This is a genomic window from Legionella fallonii LLAP-10 (assembly GCF_000953135.1).
Classification (GTDB): domain Bacteria; phylum Pseudomonadota; class Gammaproteobacteria; order Legionellales; family Legionellaceae; genus Legionella; species Legionella fallonii.
The window spans coordinates 1,336,761-1,354,853 of the sequence record NZ_LN614827.1; the positions used below are offsets into that span (position 1 = coordinate 1,336,761).

The window sequence follows — 18,093 nt, forward strand, 5'->3', positions numbered from 1 at the left end:
ACCAGCGCAAGTTTACCTTTATCGTTGATAAATAACAATGAAATACTAGAGTTATCCTCATTTAAAAGTGAGGATTTCTTGCTTCTATTGAGACAAAAATTTAGAAAGTTAACTTTCTTGTGGGCGGTTACTTTAATTCAACGATTTGGTAGTGCGCTGAATTTAAATATTCATTTCCATATGCTTTTTTTAGATGGGGCTTATGGGTTGGATGAGGCTGGAGACTTAGTTGAATTTCATGCTATAAACAAACCCACGTTTGAGGAGATGCAGATGGTATTGCATCGCATCTGTGAACGGCTGGGGCGATTGCTAGAAAAACGAGGTTTATTATGTTGTGATGCAGAGCAAAGCTATTTAACCTTTGATTATGATGATGAAGACGTTATCAATGATTTAATTGGCAGTTCAATTACTTATCGAGTGGCTGTTGGCAAAAATAAAGGAAAGAAAGTCTATACACTTCAGACGGTACCAGCGCAATTAGAAGAGATTACACAAAACAAGACATTGGCCAAAGAAAGTGGCTTCTCTCTTCATGCCGGTGTGAGCGCAAAACCATATCAGAAACAAAAGATAGAGCGATTATGTCGCTACATCACAAGACCAGCTGTTTCATTAAAAAGATTGCGTTTATCAGAGACAGGTAAAGTGATTTATGAGTTAAAGAACCCTTATAAAAATGGCACCACGCATGTTGTTTTTGAACCCCTTGATTTTATAGCAAGACTAGCCTCATTGGTTCCTAGACCTTGGATGAACCTGACTCGATTTCATGGCGTGTTTGCGCCCAATAGTAAACATCGTAAAGCAGTAACCGGTTATAATAAATCAAGTGTCGAAGAATCATCGGCTACAACCATAAACCCGAATCAACGCTATCGTATGTCATGGGCCGAGCGGCTAAAGCGAGTATTTAACATTGATATTACAATTTGTCAGCACTGTCAGGGTAATGTTCGAATTATTGCTTGTATCAAAGATAAAAGTGTTATTGATAAAATTCTGGCTCATATAAATAAAAAGCGTGGGAATCAAGGAGAGATCCTAAAGACTTTGTCTATTAGGGGACCGCCGGAACTTGTTTCACTGATAACATCGAATAGAACAGGTTAATTATTTTGAATACAGTCTTGCACAGTAGGAATGCGTTCATCTTGAAAATCAATATTGGTTAAAAAATTGACGGCTCTATACTTTCTCAATTTCAGTTTTAATAAATTATCACGCAAATCACACCCAGAACCATTAAGTAACTACAAAAATTGACTACAGCTTTAGAGCCATAAATTTTTATCGCATTAAAAGATCTGCTTTGTTTTTCTTATCCCTTATAGTGGTTGATAGAGCTAAAAATTCTTTTAAAAAGGTATTACCCGTAGAATAGCAGGAATTAGAGTATCGTAAAGACCCGAAAAACACCAATTTCGTTGGACATTTGAAGGATTAAATGGCGCTGATTCGTTAGTCACGGCATTTCTTCCTCCTCGTTTCGCTGCATTGCGTGCTCATCGCTATACTGAACGACTTTCGTGGATAGCGGGGGTATTGAGATGCCGCTCAAATTTTATCGGTATAGGCCTTATTTTTTATAAATCTATGTAATTTACCCGCCGGAGTATATTCAAATTGCGTTACTTCTGAAAAAGTCACTTCAGGATCAATTAAACCTAAGGCTTTCAAATTATCACGAATAGTGGTTCCTAATTGATTTTTATTAATAAAACCAGTTGATAATATTTTAATATCCACACCTCGTTCTGTTTGTATTACCTGATATTCTTGAATGTTTTTTTCAAGCAATAATGGAGTTACAAAAACAAGATGATGTACAAATACATCCCCGGGATACATAAAATTATATTCAGGTCGGCCCACTGGCTCTGCAAATAATTGATGCGCTACTCCACACACACATTTTTTTTCCAATAACTCCAATTGATCATTATATTCATAACGAATTAAGGGCAAAGTATATAAATAGAGGTTAGTTAAATACATTTTATGGGGAATAACTCCTTTATTTATCGGCTGTCCTCTTTCATCAACGGGTTGAATAATGCATTCATCATCATTGAGATGCATTGCATGGGTTTCTGGGTTAGCTCCACAGCTAACCCCAAATAATCCCTCACTGGAGGCATATAAATTACTGATGTGTACATCAGGCCAAGTGGTTTTAATCATCTTCCGTAGCAATGGGAATAAGGGTTCACCTGAAAGAAGGATGCGTTTAGGTCTGATATGAAGGTTTCTAATATGAGGTTCATGGCATAATCTGGATATTGTTGTAGGAGTACCTGTTAACGAATCAGGTTGTAAGTAATTTAGTTTCTCAACAATTTTATCAGTGGGTAATGTGACAGGGATGTAAAATTGATCAAATAGAGTTGTTTTAAATGTTTGTGCAAAAGAATACATTGCATATACAGCATTCGAAATGACAATCATTGCATTTTTCCATTTTCTATTTTGAAACTCTGAGAAAACCGGTTGGCGGTTAGTCCGAGAACTGTATCGAATAGTAAACAAGTAAAATTTAATCCATTCATCCCAGTTATAAACATAGATACAACGTTTACCGCTGGTTCCGCTGGTAGCTAGGGCATGATAAGAGTTAAGTAAATAGAGGGTATCTCCATTGTTTTTCATTTTTTCTATATGATTTTCTACCATATCCAAGGACAACCTTCTATCCGTAACGACTTCATCCCAGTGCTTCATTAATGTCATTTTATTCATGGCCGGAATTTCATGTAACTGATCTTCAGTGAAATGATTCACATCAATATCGGCCAACATTTTTTGGTACCATGGGGAGTTTGCTTTTGCATATCGCAATAAATCTCTAAGCTTTTTATTACGCATTTCTTGAAGCATGTCTTTAGACCAGAATAAAGGCTCGCGCGCGTCTGTATATTTTTTCACCATATCTTGAGTATGTTTGAGGCATAGTTCATGAGTAGATAGCATTTTATTCCTCTTCTTAAAAATCATCATAGCTCGCACCTCATTCATCACAAGAACAGATTGGTCGAGTTTTCATGAACTCTGCACTCAAATCCAATATTCGTTCAATAATTAAATAACTTGGTTATAAAATACATTCTTTATATAAAATAAGCATTTGAAATCGAATAAGTCAAACATTTCGAATTGAGTACTTACTATTAGAACAATTACTTTTAAGGAAAGATATTGATGCTGCATCTATTATTAAATCAACTATATTTAATTATATGGTTTTCCGGAATGAAGTAATAATCAAACGGGCATAAATAACAGCGTTGTAAAAAGGAGTTAGCTTGAATAAAACTATCAATGCTTATTATGAAAGTGCATTATCTTTAAAATTACCTATAATTTATATAGATGAAGTCAAGGGATTAAACGTTCATCTGGGTAATAAAAATTATTTTTTACTTCGTGATATCACCCAGATGAACAATGCATCCAGTATTTTTATTTCTAATAATAAGTATTTTATCAGGTCGCTTTTTCAAGATGAGAACATTCCTGTTCCTAAGGGCATATCACTTAGTAGAGCTGATTTCCTAAAGACTTCGTTAACTGGATTAGTACAAGGCATGCAATTTCCTTTGGTTGCAAAACCCATGTTAGGTTCCCACAAAGGTGAGGATGTTTTATGCAATATTAAAGAAATTGAGGGCTTGTCGAATTATCTAAAATTTATGTTTAAAAAACATAAATTTATGCTTATAGAGGAATATCATACTGGATTAAAGGAATACCAAGTTTTATTGTTAAATGGACGTATTCTTAGTGTGGTTGAGCGCAGGAAGCCAACTGTTATAGGGGACGGAGTCAACTCTATGGCGCAATTGATAATGCTTCAGTATAACATGTCAAAAAATCACTATTCTAAGTTATTAGGAGACAACTGCGAGGATTATATAAACTGCCTTAAGGAACAGGACATCACTCCAGACAAGATCCTAAAAAAAAATCAAATAGCGAAAATCAGGAATGCAATAACTCCCACTCTCATGGGATATACACATGCTTTAGGACGGAGAATTAATAAAAAAAATGCATTTCTTATACGTAAGACTGCAAAGATTACTGGTTTAGACTTGGTTAGCCTCGAGATCCTTTGTGAAGATATAAATAAACCATTTACAAAATCTAATTGGTTTATTTTAGGTGTTAACTCTCCATCTGATATCACAATTCATGAGTCACCGAAAAGTGGAAAAGCAGTAAACGTTAGCAAAAAAATACTGAAACAAATAATCTATCGTCATCCTGTTGCTTATTTGTTACATCGATTAAAACTCATTTATTTTAATCTGACACGAGATAGTGATAATGGACCGAAATATTAAATTACTTTATCACTGTGCCCAAGCAATGCATTTGCCTTGTACTTATTTACCTAAAATTGATGCTCTGAAAATTGAGCTCGGTCCCAAGCCTTATTATTTTTTATTGTCTATTTCTCCCCTTAATTATGGAGCTAGTATTTATATTGCGAAAAACAAATATTTATTGAATAAATTATTGCATCGTTCTGGTTTTCCTGTTCCCAAAGCATGTGCCTTTGACAAGAAAACTTGGCAAGAAAAATCGCTAAGTGAATTAATTACTCCCTTACGTTTCCCCTTGGTAGCAAAACCCATGATGGATACAGCTCGAGGAAAAGATGTATTGTGTAATATTAAGAATATGGACAGTCTTTCTGATTATTTAAATTTTATTTTTAAGACTCATAAATTCGTTCAAATTGAAGAGTTTCATTCTAATTTAAAAGAATATCGCATATTGGTTTTAAATAATCGAGTGATAGGAGTGATATTGCGCACGAGCGCATATGTTATTGGGGATGGGAGGCATACTATTGAAGAATTGATTAAAATAAAAAATAAAGAACGAATTCGTTTAAGTCGGGAACTGACCATTTCCCCTTTAAAATATGATTTAGAATATAAAAATTGTTTGGAAGAACAAGGTTTAACCCTACAAAGTATCATTCCCGATGGTACCAAAATTAAACTATGCCATACAGTTAACACGGGCAGAGGAGGGAATATTTTATCTCAGGGCAAGAAAATTCATCCCCTCAATGCAAAACGTGTCTGTGAAGCAGCCAGAGCTATCGGTTTGAACTATGTTGGTTTTGACTTACTATGTGAAGATATTAATGTCCCATTTAGATCTGATCAATGGATTATTATTGAAGCAAATTTTTGGGCCGATGCTACACTTCATGAAATTCCTAATCAAGGAGTAAAAGCGAATGTAGTAAATAAAATTATGTGGCAGTTAATTTATCGTCATCCCTTTTCTTATCTTTATCATCTTTGTATTCGAAGCCGTATTTCGGTTTATATTAAATCTTTAACGCTATTATTGTTATTCTGCTTAGTCGTTTTTGAACTATTCAAGTAATCCATTGAAAACCTGATATCTAAAAAGCTGAAGACATTAATCAATTGATTTGGAACTATAAAGACTACATCTTTCTGCTGCGGGTTATATTTTTTTTTATTTTATCCAGTAAATCTCCACTATCCTTAAACTTAATGTCTGGATATACATAAAATAAAGGTTGTTGTTTGAACCTCCTATTGTTTTTTCCATTATTAATGATAACTGGAGTAGCATTGTTTCCTTCTAATAATAGAGTGGGTAATGTATAAATTTTTATTTTATGATTCTTAGTTAATTTGAATACGCCAACCCCATGCCAGGCCTGCACAGGATCACCTGATACTGTAGTAGTCAGGATAGCCAATTGTCCCATTTTCGCATGAATAGTCCATCGGATATAATTGGGCAAACAAGTTGCTATAGGTTCGCTTGGTAAATCCCTGTCACTTTTGATTTCTGAAATATAATTTATAGTCGCGTTCCAGGCTTCCCATAACATGCTTTGTCGGAGGTATTCTAATATTGTGGAAGGGTCTGGTTTGGAGTGGTATTGTGGTTTTTTTATAAATAGTGCTATTTGCTGCAAATCGCTATCAATGAGATGGGTATATGGTTCAAAAATATGCCGGGTAAGTTCTATATAGAGATCATCGTATTGTTTTCCATGCAACTGGGTATAATTCCAAAGGGTTTTATAGCGAATAATATAAATTAATGATTTAAATAAAGGAATAAATCTACCCTCGGGATTAGAGGACTCAGGTTCGGGATCCAACTCAATTGCTTTATTAATAGTTTGCTCAATGTGATCTGGATTAAAAAGCGGGAGCATTAGCTTACTATATTGGCTACGGGCTTGCTCCCTGAGTTCTATTTTGTTCCGGTATAGATCTTTCGGCAAAAAATTGTCCATGAGCCATTGATAGTCAATAATTTCAACATAATTTGAGATATTTAATTGATCAATCCACTCCTTTAATCGATCTTGATAGGTTTTGATGGATTTTATTGGTTCATTAAGAAAAGAATTGAATCTACTTCCATCAGAAACTACGGTAAATTTAGCCAGGGATTCTTGAGAGAGTATATTGGTTTCTTGGTATATGAGATCGATGGTATGAGCTATTTCAGCCAGACTAAGCAAAAAATTTATTTCTGATAAATCAGGCATAACTCCTCTGGTTTTTAGAGGAGAGGATGATTTATAAGGTAATGCTGGAATCGTCATTTTTATGGGCTGATTTTTTTCAATAAGTGACCTGATTTTTTTTGATAAAATCAAGCGTGAGCAATTTGATTTGGGACCTTTCAAAAACTGTCTATCAAACAATACCTCTGTAATAATTTCCGCGGTACTTATTTGAGTTATTTTAGCTAAACCGTACTTTTTAAAGTTTTTTCCTGCTCTGGTCTTTGCTGCGGATATGCGTTTTAAAATAAAATGATGAGATGCTTCTAAAATAGTAGGAATTAAATGGTCTCTAATTGCTTCAATGTCCATGAGCAATGCTTTTTGAGAAAAATCCACTGCACTATAGGTTTTTAAATTTAAATCCTGATTGATTTGATGCATAAAATGAGCACTAATTACTGCCTCACTTTTCTCGTCTAATCCAGGACTATATAATCCTAATTGATGATCTGGTCGAGCGCTCTTATTCATATTTTTATTAGATACCATTAATAAGTTCTTTCCCTGTATCTTTGATTGCCTGAATCGTAGACAAACCAGATAGTTTCATCGCTATTTCAAATTCATCTTTTAACAGAGTTAACATGGATTCAACTCCTTGCTCTCCATTTACTGCCAATGACCAGAGAGTAGGTCTTCCTATCAGAACAGCATCTGCACCCAATGCGATTGCTTTTAAAATGTCAGTACCTCGTTCAATGGCTCCATCAATAAGTACAGGAGTACGGCCAGCGACTGTTGCAATAATATCTGGTAATACATTAATGGTAGCTTCAGATGTATCCAATTGGCGTCCTCCATGATTTGAAACGACAATGCCAGCAATATTTAATTGACAGGCAGTTTCAGCGTCTTGGGGATTTAGAATTCCCTTCAGGACGATTGGAAGAGTTGTTATTGATTGTATCCATTCAATGTCTTTCCATGTCAAGGAGGCATCAAATTCTTCTGCAGTGAATTGATAAATAAGGTTATCATTTACTCTGCTTGAAAAATTTCCTGTGGTACATTGAGGCGGTAGTATAAATTGATTTCTAATATCTCTATCTCTTTTACCAGTTATAGGTGTACCTACAGTTACCACAATAGACTTATAGCCAGCCTTTTCAGCGCGATAAACTAGTTCCTCGGTTAACGTTCTGTTTTTAAAAATATATGTTTGCAATAAGAGTTGAGGGTTCTGTGATTGTGAGGCAATTTCCTCAAGCGATTGATTGGACATACTGCTCACTATTAAGGGAATTCCACAAGTTTTAGCTGCTTTAGCCGTTCCTGATTCTCCCTGGGGATGTACTAATTGATGAAAAGCCATCGGTGCTATTAAAATTGGAGCCGATGAGTTTATCCAAGGTAACTTAATGGATGTATCTATTTTGGACACATCACGTAGACAGAACGGCCTTAAACGTATGGAATCAAAAGCTCTTTTATTATCCAGTTTGGTAATTTCATCACAAGACCCACCATCAATAAAATCAAAAATTTCAGCAGCAAGAGTCCTTTTTGCTAGATTCCTAAAATCGGATACGTTCACGGGATTCATTTTTTCTTACTCCATCATTTATTTTAATACCGATTGATCCTAGCTTTATTTCTCCAGCGGTAAAGTATATTGACAGAAATGAGCGGCTAATTCTCTTAAAATGCAGTTATGGTAAAAAGGCTAATGTACCTAAATAAATTAGGATTATGAATATAAGTATAGAGGAAAAGCATAAGATTGTAATGGCGCGCAATGAATTTTAGTTTCTATTTTTACGTAACTTATTGATTTTATTGGCGTCCCGGAGAGGATTCGAACCTCCGACCTGCCCCTTAGGAGGGGGCTGCGCTATCCAGCTGTGCCACCGGGACATATACCAGCGCAAGTTTACCTTTATCGTTGATAAATAACAATGAAATACTAGAGTTATCCTCATTTAAAAGTGAGGATTTCTTGCTTCTATTGAGACAAAAATTTAGAAAGTTAACTTTCTTGTGGACACAATTTTAAATCACCTTTTGCCATGCGCTCCAGAACTTTAATATTTCTTTCTGCAATATCATAAATTCCCTTCATGGTTGCTTTTTTCATCGACTCAAAGTGATTTTTAATTTGATTGACCTCTTCTACCGTCGGGACTTCATAATCAATATCTTCAATAAGCAATCTCATTCTATCCAATTGCAGCGCATGGAAATAAAAATAATGATTATTTTCATAAAGCTCCTTTCCTAAGAGAAAAGGGGATAACTCATTAAAAATATTAATTTTTTGAATGTCTGGTGCGGCATTATTGCGAATAAAACAAATTTTATTAAGAAAGAAAAACTCCTTTGAAAGTCCGGTCAATGCTCGATTGACGATAGAACAGTTAATAATAGGGAAGCCTAAACCTACTCGATTAAGGAATAACAAATCGAATATTCCACTAATGTAGCTTTCTAGTTTAGTCTCGTGATTTTTTTTAATACAATTAACAATAAAATTAAAATCCAGCCCACGGCAGCCTAAACCACGTCTGTCTTCTAAAAACCAAACAATATAAAAATAATCATTTAGAACATTCGATAAATATTTATCTGCTAAAGAATTTTGTAATTGTCTGATTTCGTTGACTAATCCCGGGGTAATTACCACAGGGATTTTGGGTTTTAAGCATACTGACATTCCATTGACACCCATTTCTCGCACTGCTAATAATTCAAGATCAAGCATTATTACTCCAGAAATGAAATGGAAAAGTTGACTAACGACTTTTATGGTTAAAAGTTGACCAATATTTAATTGTAGCGCATTTTAAAAAAAAGATGGGGATTCTGTGTTTTTTGGGGATATAAATTCAGGATAGGTTCATTTTGAGGATAATCGCCCTTTGCAAAAGGAAAGGGCGGCTTTACTTTGTATCACATAATACAGGTACAACTACATTCGAGTATAATTTGGTCCACCTCCGCCCTCGGGAGCGTGCCATACGATGTTTTGTCGAGGGTCTTTAATATCACAGGTTTTACAATGAATGCAGTTTTGTGCATTAATTTGCAATCTTGGTCCTTTTTCATCTTCCACTATTTCATAGACTCCTGCGGGGCAATATCGACTCTCCGGAGAAGCATAAGTCGCTAAATTGACCTCTATAGCCAATTTAGGTTTTTTTAGTTTCAGATGGCAGGGCTGATTTTCTTCATGATAGGTGTTGGATAAAAAAACAGAGGATAATCTATCGAAAGTAAGTACAGCATCAGGTTTGGGATAATTTATCTTTTTAGCTTTTTCTGCTGGAATAAGACTCGTATGATCAGAATGGTTACTTAATGTCCACGGTGAGTGCCCATGAGTAATATAAGTTTCAAAAGCAGCATTAATTAAACCTGGAATTAATCCATATTTAAACCCTGGTCTGATATTACGTACACTGCGAAGTTCATTACCTAACCAAGAGTGTTTTACTTTCTCCGGATAACTGCTTAGCTCAAATTGAGCCGTATTCTCTTGATTTAGTTGTTCAAAATAAGCTTGTGCGGCAAGCATACCTGATTGCATGGCCATGTGTATCCCTTTGATTTTGGGAACATTAAGAAAACCAGCTGAATCGCCTATTAGCGCTCCTCCAGGAAAGGTTAATTTAGGTAGTGATTGCCATCCTCCCTCATTAAGTGCGCGTGCACCATAGCTAAGCCTTTCACCACCAGTTAAAACGGATTTTATAATAGGGTGGTTTTTGAAACGTTGAAACTCTTCGAAGGGGCTTAACCAGGGATTTTTATAGTCTAAACCAACCACAAAACCAACAGCGACGCGTTGTTTCGATAGATGATAAATGAACGAGCCGCCATAAGTTGCTTGATCCATGGGCCAACCCACCGTATGGATCACTGTGCCTGGTTTATGCTTAGATTCTTCAACTTGCCATATTTCTTTAACTCCCAATCCGTAGGTTTGTGGCTGTACTTTGTCTCTAAGATGATAACGAGACATAAGCACTTGGCTTAATTGTCCTCGGCATCCTTCAGCAAAAAATGTTTGTTTTGCTAAGAGATGCATGCCTGGCTGAAAGTTATGTGTTTTTTGATTATTTTTATCTATTCCTACGTCACCGGTAGCAACTCCTATAACCTGGTTTTTATCGTTATAAAGGATTTCTGTTGCAGCAAAACCAGGATAAATTTCACATCCAAGAGCCTCCGCCTGTTCTGCAAGAAACATGCAAAGTTCACCCAAACTGATAATGTAATTACCCTGATTATGCATGGGTTTTGGGGTAGGTAATTTAAAGGCTTTTTTTGAAGTGAGATAATAAAATAAATCATTAGTGACTGGCGTATCTAATGGGGCGTCTTGCCATGTATCGGGTAAGAGCTCCTGTAAGCTGCGTGGCTCAAGAACTGCACCTGAAAGAATATGAGCACCTACCTGAGCGCCTTTTTCCAGGATGCATATAGTAATTTCTCGTTGGGAAGCTAAGGCCAATTGTTTTAATTTGATCGCCGCAGACAGACCGGCTGGACCTGCTCCAACAATGATAACATCAAATTCCATGGTTTCTTGTTCCACAAGTTCTCCTACTTACAAATTGCAAAAAACAAAATAATCGCCTTTCTATGATCTAATATCAAGAATATATTGAATTATTTAATGGGGGATGGATGTTTTAAGTAACTTCTCAATAAATACGGGAAAGGTCATCTCGCACGTCGTTCTGAATGACATTTTTTCTCAAGGTTACTGAGAAGTTACTTTTTTAAAGAAGTTAACTATACTTCAAGAAGATTATTTTTACTTAAGCGCGAAAAAATTTAAGAAACAAATTATCATGTTCTTTGTGAGTTGATACTAATAATAGTAGGTAATCTCTATGGATACTGAACAACAAAATTCACAACAATTACCCAAAACAATAGGGCGCTTTTTCTGGCACTTTATTAAAAAACAGCGTTTGGCATTCTTCTTTTTCTTATTAGCCCCGACTGTTATGGTATTGGAAAATAACGTAATTCCCTACTCATTAAAAATGATTGTTGATGCTTTAGCCACTTATTCTAAAGGACAAAATGTTTTTTCTCTTCTTGCTCCAGCTTTATGGTTAGGCGGGGGTGCCTGGGTTGGAATGTTGCTCATCATTCGCTTACAAAATTGGTGGCAAGGTTATGTCTTCCCTAGGTTTCAAGCCGATGTTCGTATGTCAATTTTTGATTATTTGACGAAACAATCATATCAGTATTTTTCTAATGAAATGGCTGGAACCTTGGCAAATAAGCTAAATGATTTACCGCGTGCTTTAGATTCTATCTTTATGATTATTACTTGGTATGCGGTTGCTGCTTTTTCTTCAATTATCGTCGCATTAATCTTAATGTGTACGATTAATTATTGGTTTGCCATTGTTTTGGCGACTTGGATCGTACTTCAGCTTTTAATTAGTTATAAATTGTCAAAAAAGGTAGATCAATATTCTATAGAAAATGCCGAAGACAAAAGTGAGCTGAGTGGGAAAATTGTTGATAGTTTAAGTAATGCAAATGCAGTAAAACTTTTTGCTCGTGGTAGAGATGAATTGGCTTACATTTGGCGAAGCCAAAATAAAGAAGCACAAAGTAATAAGAAATTAACTATTTACATGAATATCTTCCGTCTGTATTTGGATATTCCTGTAACGATCATGTTGTTTATTATGGTTTATTTGCTCGTTATTTTTTGGCAACGCCAGCTAATAACCACAGGGGATTTGGTTTTTATATTCAATGTATCTTTTGTCATTATGTCTCAAATTTGGTACTTATGTCATGCCATGGCCGAACTATTTCGAGAAATAGGTATAGCGAGACAAGCTATAGCGTTGCTGAGTGTCCCAATCGGTGTTCAAGATATTCCGGATGCAAAATCGTTGGAAGTTAAGGACGCTAAGATAGAGTTTCACAACGTAACATTTCACTATAATAAAGGAAAGAAAGTATTTGAAAATAAATCAGTTATTATCTATCCCCAACAGCGCGTGGGGCTAGTGGGCTTTTCCGGGAGTGGAAAATCAACTTTCATTCATCTCATCTTACGATTTTTTGATGTTGAATCAGGGCGCATTCTTATCGATGGTCAAAATATTAGTCAAGTAACCCAAGACTCTCTTCGTGAGGCTATTAGTATGATTCCTCAAGATACCTCTTTATTTCATAGGACTTTAATGGAAAATATTCGCTACGGTAATTTACAAGCGACCGATGAAGAGATCCATTGGGCGGCAAAACACGCGTGTTGTGATGAATTTATTTCTTTATTACCCGAAGGTTACGATACTATGGTTGGTGAGAGAGGGGTTAAATTATCAGGGGGTCAAAGACAACGTATTGCTATAGCCCGTGCCCTATTAAAAAAGTCAAAATTGCTTATTTTGGATGAAGCCACGTCACAACTTGATTCGTTGACTGAAGAGACTATCCAGAATTCACTATGGCACTTAATGGAAAATAAAACGACTATAGTGATTGCCCATAGATTATCAACCTTATTGCATATGGACAGAATATTGGTTTTTGAGAAAGGGAAAATCGTTGAAGATGGTACTCACGATGAATTAGTTGCCAAAAATGGCTTGTATAAATCGATGTGGGACGCTCAAGTGGGTGGCTTCTTACCTGAATCAGATAAAGAGGGATGGGATGAATGAAGTGAGTAGAGAATATATTAAGCACTTTAATCAGCAATCAGATCAATATTTACTGTGTAGACCTGATTATCCTCAGGAATTATTTGATTATTTTGCACAACTTGTGGCTCCTGATGCGTCCATATGGGATTGTGGTACGGGAAATGGTCAAGCAGCAAAAGAGTTGGCAACACGATTTTCTAAAGTTATTGCAACGGATATTAACCAGAAGCAGTTAGATGTAGCGAATAAAGCTCCAAATATAGATTATATTTGTGCTCCCGCAGAACATACTCCAATTCAAGCAGATACCATAAGCCTAGTGACGGTCGCCCAGGCTTTACATTGGTTTAAATTTCCCGAATTTTATCAGGAAGTCAAACGAGTGAGTAAGACTGGTGGCTATATTGCTGCTTGGTGTTATAGCTTGGGCTTTTTTGGCACTGATTTGGATAAGGTAATTAAAAAACTTTATTATGATATTTTAGGTGCTGAATTTTGGCCTAGGGAACGGTTTTACATTGATGAGCAATATCAAACTATTCCTTTCCCATTTCATAAAATAAGCACACCGCAATGGTTCATTGATAAAAAAATAACCTTTAATGAACTTATCGGTTATTTATCTACGTGGTCTGCTGTAAAAGAATATCAAGCGCGTCAACAGCGCAATCCAATTGAATTAATTTATAGTGAATTACAATCCTTTTGGGGAGATGAGCAGGAGGGGCGGATGATTCGTTGGCCTATTCATTGTTTATTGGGTAAGGTTCATGATTAATTTTAAAATAGCATTTTATTAGAGAACAAAGTATAGCGTGGTTCATAGGAGGAGATGTGCTTCATGAGTATCCGAAATTATATATTGGTGTTATTGAGTTCAATTTTTATTGTATCTACTGCCGAGGCCATGCGCTGTGGGAATCAATTAGTACAAGAAGGTGATAGTGATTTTGACGTGCTTTCTAAATGCGGTGAACCTCTCTATAAGAAAGATTATGATGAAGCGATACCGCAATATAATGATCAAGGAAACCGAATTGGTGCTATAAAAAGCTCTATCAGCAAATGGTATTATCAAAAATCACCTGGAGAGTTTCAATATGAATTGATTTTTGATGCTGGGGTATTAAAACATATAAAAGCAAGTCGTAATCCATGATCTATAGTGTAACATCAGTTCGGGATAATAAACTTAATTATCCCAGAACCGTTCGTGCTGAGAAATAGTGATTTTCACTTCCTCATCTCGAACTGGTGTGAATTTAACGTGAATTTTGCTTCGAAAGTTGAAGTCAAGTGTACAGGATGTTAGTTTAAACAACAGTAACATAGTATCAATGAGGATGATTATGAATATTTTCTTAGGGTGTATCCTTTTAGGATTTTCCATGATAGCCAATGCAAATGATACCTTATCGATGATCGTTAATCCTGATAAAGGCAGTTTTGTTGTAAAACTGGCAGCAAATCCTACTACTGGCTTTCAATGGAGTGTCATTGAGTATGATAAAAAGTTATTAACTTTGAGCGGCAGCCAGTATCAAAAACCGCAAACTAATTTAATAGGGGCCGGAGGTCAAATGTTTTTTACTTTTACTTTGAATAAAGGAAAAAGCTACCCCGATAAAACAAATTTGGTATTTAAATATGCTCGCTCTTGGGAGCCTGATACTGCCACGATTAAGAATGTTACTGTGAATTTTGCAAAGACACCTAAGTAGTTGTAGCCTTGATGCGCTATTTTGTCGAATCAAGGCCTTTGGTTGAATAAATGTAGGTTGGGTCATTTTGACCCAACATTAAGATTTTTAGCGATTCTATGAGCAAAAAGCGCTCATCTATAATTATTTCTTTAACCTGACAACCATGATTATAACAACGATTAAGTACTAACCTTTTTAAAAGGTAAATATCGTGGCTCCCAGAACATGTCATCCACTACTTTTTCTATATCCTCATCCTGATTCTTTTGTGCATGTCCTGAGCCAATGGCACATTGCGCTACTGCCACAGCTATTTGTTTGGCAACCGTTTGTGCGTCATCTAGTGACGGTAACAGAGGTAAGAAACTGTCTTTTTTACTTGGAGCAAATTTAGCAAGGGTTTCTGCGGCAGCCAATATCATTTCTTTAGTTAGTCTGGATGCATTAACCGCTAATACTCCTAATCCTATACCAGGAAATACTAGAGCATTATTACATTGAGCTATTTGTAGTAAACGATTGTGGTATTCTACTGCTGGAAAGGCAGTACCTGTCGCAATAAGAGCCTTTCCGTGGCTCCACGCTAATATATCTGATGGCTGTGCTTCACATTTCTCATCGGGATTTGATAATGGGAAGATAATAGGGCGCTCACAGGTTGTTGCCATTGTTTCAATAATATCTTGGGAGAAAGCCCCTGTTTGTGCCGAACAACCAATAAGAATCGTTGGTCTAACGTGTCTTACTGTATCAGTTAAAGAAGGATATTTTTTCTCGTTGATTGTCCAAGACTCAATTTCCTTAGGAGTACGGCCATAATGTTTTTGTGCATCAGTAAGATCCATATCACTGTTGAGTAGCAAGCCTTGTCGGTCAATTAGCCAGAATCTTTTGCGGGCCTCTTCAATACTTAATCCATCTTTGACCATAGCATCTATAATTTGATCACTGATTCCTGTGCCAGCAGATCCTGCACCAAAAACAACTATTCGATGATCTTGTAGTTTTACACCCGTTACCTCACAAGCAGCAAGTAAGGCTGCAAGAGTAACTGCACCGGTACCTTGTATGTCGTCATTAAAGGTACATAACTGATTTTGAAATTGATCGAGAATACGACGAGCATTTCCACGACCAAAATCTTCCCAATGTAAAAATGCATTAGGGAATTGTTTATGAATTTCATTAACAAAAGTCGAGATGAAATCATCGTAATCCATATTATTAATGCGGGGGTGTCTACAACCTAAATACATGGGATCATTTAATAAATCTTGGTTATTAGTACCTACATCAAGAAACACTGGTAAGGTTCTTGTTGGGTCAATACCGCCACATAAACTATAGACCATTAATTTTGCTACAGGGATATCCATACCACCTATGCCTTGATCTCCAATACCCAGAACGCCTTCGCCATCAGTAACTACAATCAGATCTATCTCTGGATTAGAACGATTATTAATGATTTCCTCTATCAAATTTTTATCTGAATGAGCAATATATAAGCCTCTGGGTTGCCTGTATTCATGACTGAATCGTTTTACTGCTGTGCCCACTATAGGTGTATAAATAGTTGGTAACATTTCAGCTAAATGACGACTAAGGAGCTTATAAAAAAGGATTTGATTTTTATCGTGCAGGTTGTTGAGATAAATATTTTGTTTCAATCGAGTGGTATAGCTGGAATATTGCAAGTAAGCGCGTTTTACTTGTTCATCTAGGCTTTCAACACGATGAGGAAGTTTTCCTAATAAGCCGAAATCCTTTCTTTCTTCATGAGTAAACGCGGTCCCTTTATTTAATTGAGGGGTCGTCAGTAGTGGTTTTCCACAAAGTGATGTTTCTATATACAGTTCGCCGGTTTGAGGATCGCGAATTAATTTAAAATCAAGCATGGGGTTTTCTCATAAGATAGCGTTACTTGCAGACTGGTGATAATATCGGTTTTTTGTAGTCTACATCAAGAGGTTGTGTATGAATAAGTACTTGGTGATCATTTTAATAGCTCTTGGATTAACTTCTTGTAACACAAAAAATGAGCATTATTATCAGTCTCACCCTAAAGAATTGCAAAAAGCATTGAAAGAATGTCCTGATCAAGTGCCTCAAGGCTTAACTTGTCAACAAATAGAGCAGGTGGGGAAGCGTATGAATAGTTTAGCTTATGAATTACAAGCAAGTCCTCAGGCTTTTGGCAACAAAATTCTGAATTTGCAACAAACTATTGCTAACCAGCATACGGAATTAAAAAAGAATAGTAACAATCAGGAATTGAAAATATCGTTAGCCCAAAATCAACGTGATTTAGCAGACTATTTGGCTGTTGTAAAATGGCTGGAATCACCTGAGAGTTAATCAATGAGAATATTAATTAGTAATGACGATGGTGTTTTAGCACCAGGAATTAAAATTCTGGCAAATGAGTTATCTACTATCGCTGATATTGAGGTAGTTGCTCCAGATAGAAATAGAAGTGGTGCTAGTAACTCACTTACCTTGACGCGCCCCTTGAGCGTTAGAAAATTAGAAAATGGCTATTATAGCGTTGAGGGAACACCAACTGATTGTGTCCATCTGGCCTTGACTGGATTTTTAGAACCTGTAGCCGATATAGTGGTTTCGGGTATCAATGATGGAGTGAATCTAGGCGACGATGTGCTTTACTCCGGAACTGTCGCTGCGGCGATGGAAGGTCGTTATTTAGGATTACCAGCCATAGCTATTTCAATGGTAGGTGATGCAATCATGCATTATGAAACAGCGGCAATTATTGCTAAACAGCTGGTAATGAAACTAAGTACCAACCGATTACCTTCACAAACTATATTAAACGTGAACGTTCCTAATTTACCTATAGAACAAATAAAGGGCTTTCAGGTGACTAGGCTTGGTACTCGTCATAGTTCAGAGCCAATCATTAAAGAATCTGATCCTAGAGGTAGGCCTATATTTTGGATTGGGCCACCAGGAATGGAGGCCGATGCTGGAGCTGGAACGGATTTTTATGCAGTTAATTCAGGTTATGTATCTATAACGCCCTTACATCTGGATATGACCCATTACAAAATGTTTGATCAGTTATCGAATTTGTTAGATGGAATTGATCTATTACATGAGGAACTATGACCTTAAAGAGATAAACTCTAACACTCGATAGGTAGGCCCTAGTATGTTGACTGCA

15 protein-coding genes and 1 tRNA gene are annotated in these 18,093 nt (G+C 36.2%); 9 read left to right on the plus strand and 7 right to left on the minus strand.

Annotation, left to right across the window (positions count from 1 at the left end; all coding sequences use genetic code 11):
- The first annotated feature begins 87 nt into the window (after nt 1-87).
- Nucleotides 88-1,116, plus strand: coding sequence for a transposase (locus tag LFA_RS05415; protein WP_172653462.1), 1,029 nt, complete (start codon nt 88-90; stop codon nt 1,114-1,116).
- Between the two features lie 444 nt (nt 1,117-1,560).
- Here the strand turns inward: LFA_RS05415 and LFA_RS05420 are convergent, their stop codons facing one another.
- Complete coding sequence (locus LFA_RS05420; RefSeq protein ID WP_045095271.1) at nt 1,561-3,000, minus strand: phenylacetate--CoA ligase family protein; 1,440 nt, start codon at nt 2,998-3,000, stop codon at nt 1,561-1,563.
- Nucleotides 3,001-3,305: 305 nt separating this feature from the next.
- Between LFA_RS05420 and LFA_RS05425 the strand changes: the two genes are divergently transcribed.
- Both LFA_RS05425 and LFA_RS05430 read left to right on the plus strand, forming a co-directional pair.
- A complete protein-coding gene (locus LFA_RS05425) occupies nt 3,306-4,346 on the plus strand; it encodes a hypothetical protein (RefSeq protein ID WP_045095272.1) in 1,041 nt (346 codons plus the stop codon).
- Entirely contained in the window at nt 4,330-5,409 is a 1,080-nt protein-coding gene (locus tag LFA_RS05430; protein WP_084602120.1) for a hypothetical protein, read from the plus strand. The genes LFA_RS05425 and LFA_RS05430 overlap by 17 nt, the downstream gene beginning before the upstream one ends.
- Nucleotides 5,410-5,473: 64 nt before the next feature.
- On the opposite strand, the gene LFA_RS05435 is transcribed toward LFA_RS05430, so the two are convergent.
- The 5 genes from LFA_RS05435 to LFA_RS05455 all read right to left on the minus strand — a co-directional run bounded on the left by LFA_RS05435 (nt 5,474) and on the right by LFA_RS05455 (nt 11,117).
- Nucleotides 5,474-7,072, minus strand: a complete 1,599-nt coding sequence (locus LFA_RS05435) for an L-tyrosine/L-tryptophan isonitrile synthase family protein (protein ID WP_231865909.1) — start codon at nt 7,070-7,072, stop codon at nt 5,474-5,476.
- Nucleotides 7,062-8,126, minus strand: a complete 1,065-nt coding sequence (locus tag LFA_RS05440) for an alpha-hydroxy acid oxidase (protein WP_045095273.1) — start codon at nt 8,124-8,126, stop codon at nt 7,062-7,064. The genes LFA_RS05435 and LFA_RS05440 overlap by 11 nt, the downstream gene beginning before the upstream one ends.
- Nucleotides 8,127-8,360: 234 nt before the next feature.
- Nucleotides 8,361-8,437, minus strand: a tRNA-Arg gene (locus LFA_RS05445).
- Nucleotides 8,438-8,549: 112 nt separating this feature from the next.
- Nucleotides 8,550-9,281, minus strand: coding sequence for a hypothetical protein (locus LFA_RS05450; RefSeq protein WP_045095274.1), 732 nt, complete (start codon nt 9,279-9,281; stop codon nt 8,550-8,552).
- Nucleotides 9,282-9,488: 207 nt separating this feature from the next.
- Nucleotides 9,489-11,117 (minus strand): electron transfer flavoprotein-ubiquinone oxidoreductase, encoded by a 1,629-nt coding sequence (locus tag LFA_RS05455; RefSeq protein WP_045095275.1) that lies wholly within the window; start codon nt 11,115-11,117, stop codon nt 9,489-9,491.
- A 301-nt stretch (nt 11,118-11,418) separates the two neighbouring features.
- Between LFA_RS05455 and LFA_RS05460 the strand changes: the two genes are divergently transcribed.
- From LFA_RS05460 to LFA_RS05475, 4 genes are all read left to right on the plus strand, one after another.
- On the plus strand, nt 11,419-13,224 hold the full coding sequence (locus LFA_RS05460; RefSeq protein WP_052673866.1) for an ABC transporter ATP-binding protein: 1,806 nt from the start codon (nt 11,419-11,421) through the stop codon (nt 13,222-13,224).
- A complete protein-coding gene (locus LFA_RS05465) occupies nt 13,217-13,984 on the plus strand; it encodes a class I SAM-dependent methyltransferase (RefSeq protein ID WP_045095276.1) in 768 nt (255 codons plus the stop codon). The genes LFA_RS05460 and LFA_RS05465 overlap by 8 nt, the downstream gene beginning before the upstream one ends.
- A 63-nt stretch (nt 13,985-14,047) precedes the next feature.
- The gene (locus tag LFA_RS05470; RefSeq protein ID WP_045095277.1) at nt 14,048-14,365 is read left to right on the plus strand and encodes a DUF2845 domain-containing protein; all 318 of its coding nucleotides are present in this window, start codon (nt 14,048-14,050) and stop codon (nt 14,363-14,365) included.
- 190 nt (nt 14,366-14,555) lie between these two features.
- Complete coding sequence (locus LFA_RS05475) at nt 14,556-14,927, plus strand: protease inhibitor I42 family protein (RefSeq protein WP_045095278.1); 372 nt, start codon at nt 14,556-14,558, stop codon at nt 14,925-14,927.
- Between the two features lie 161 nt (nt 14,928-15,088).
- Here LFA_RS05475 and LFA_RS05480 read toward each other — a convergent pair whose 3' ends face one another.
- Nucleotides 15,089-16,807 carry an NAD-dependent malic enzyme gene (locus LFA_RS05480; protein WP_045095279.1) on the minus strand — a complete coding sequence of 573 codons (1,719 nt, stop codon included), beginning with the start codon at nt 16,805-16,807 and terminating at the stop codon, nt 15,089-15,091.
- A 79-nt stretch (nt 16,808-16,886) separates the two neighbouring features.
- Between LFA_RS05480 and LFA_RS05485 the strand changes: the two genes are divergently transcribed.
- Together LFA_RS05485 and surE are read left to right on the plus strand one after the other, a co-directional pair.
- On the plus strand, nt 16,887-17,267 hold the full coding sequence (locus LFA_RS05485) for a lipoprotein (RefSeq protein ID WP_045095280.1): 381 nt from the start codon (nt 16,887-16,889) through the stop codon (nt 17,265-17,267).
- A gap of 3 nt (nt 17,268-17,270) precedes the next feature.
- The gene (gene surE / locus LFA_RS05490; RefSeq protein WP_045095281.1) at nt 17,271-18,038 is read left to right on the plus strand and encodes a 5'/3'-nucleotidase SurE; all 768 of its coding nucleotides are present in this window, start codon (nt 17,271-17,273) and stop codon (nt 18,036-18,038) included.
- The last annotated feature ends 55 nt before the right edge of the window (nt 18,039-18,093 follow it).

What these genes read in the sequence shown, in the direction of transcription:
- LFA_RS05420 (WP_045095271.1), bottom strand. Translation starts at nt 3,000, where the DNA reads ATGATGATTTTTAAGAAGAGGAATAAAATGCTATCTACTCATGAACTA.
- LFA_RS05430 (WP_084602120.1), top strand. Translation starts at nt 4,330, where the DNA reads ATGGACCGAAATATTAAATTACTTTATCACTGTGCCCAAGCAATGCAT.
- LFA_RS05435 (WP_231865909.1), bottom strand. Translation starts at nt 7,072, where the DNA reads ATGGTATCTAATAAAAATATGAATAAGAGCGCTCGACCAGATCATCAA.
- LFA_RS05440 (WP_045095273.1), bottom strand. Translation starts at nt 8,126, where the DNA reads ATGAATCCCGTGAACGTATCCGATTTTAGGAATCTAGCAAAAAGGACT.
- LFA_RS05450 (WP_045095274.1), bottom strand. Translation starts at nt 9,281, where the DNA reads ATGCTTGATCTTGAATTATTAGCAGTGCGAGAAATGGGTGTCAATGGA.
- LFA_RS05460 (WP_052673866.1), top strand. Translation starts at nt 11,419, where the DNA reads ATGGATACTGAACAACAAAATTCACAACAATTACCCAAAACAATAGGG.
- LFA_RS05465 (WP_045095276.1), top strand. Translation starts at nt 13,217, where the DNA reads ATGAATGAAGTGAGTAGAGAATATATTAAGCACTTTAATCAGCAATCA.
- LFA_RS05470 (WP_045095277.1), top strand. Translation starts at nt 14,048, where the DNA reads ATGAGTATCCGAAATTATATATTGGTGTTATTGAGTTCAATTTTTATT.
- LFA_RS05475 (WP_045095278.1), top strand. Translation starts at nt 14,556, where the DNA reads ATGAATATTTTCTTAGGGTGTATCCTTTTAGGATTTTCCATGATAGCC.
- LFA_RS05480 (WP_045095279.1), bottom strand. Translation starts at nt 16,807, where the DNA reads ATGCTTGATTTTAAATTAATTCGCGATCCTCAAACCGGCGAACTGTAT.
- LFA_RS05485 (WP_045095280.1), top strand. Translation starts at nt 16,887, where the DNA reads ATGAATAAGTACTTGGTGATCATTTTAATAGCTCTTGGATTAACTTCT.
- surE (WP_045095281.1), top strand. Translation starts at nt 17,271, where the DNA reads ATGAGAATATTAATTAGTAATGACGATGGTGTTTTAGCACCAGGAATT.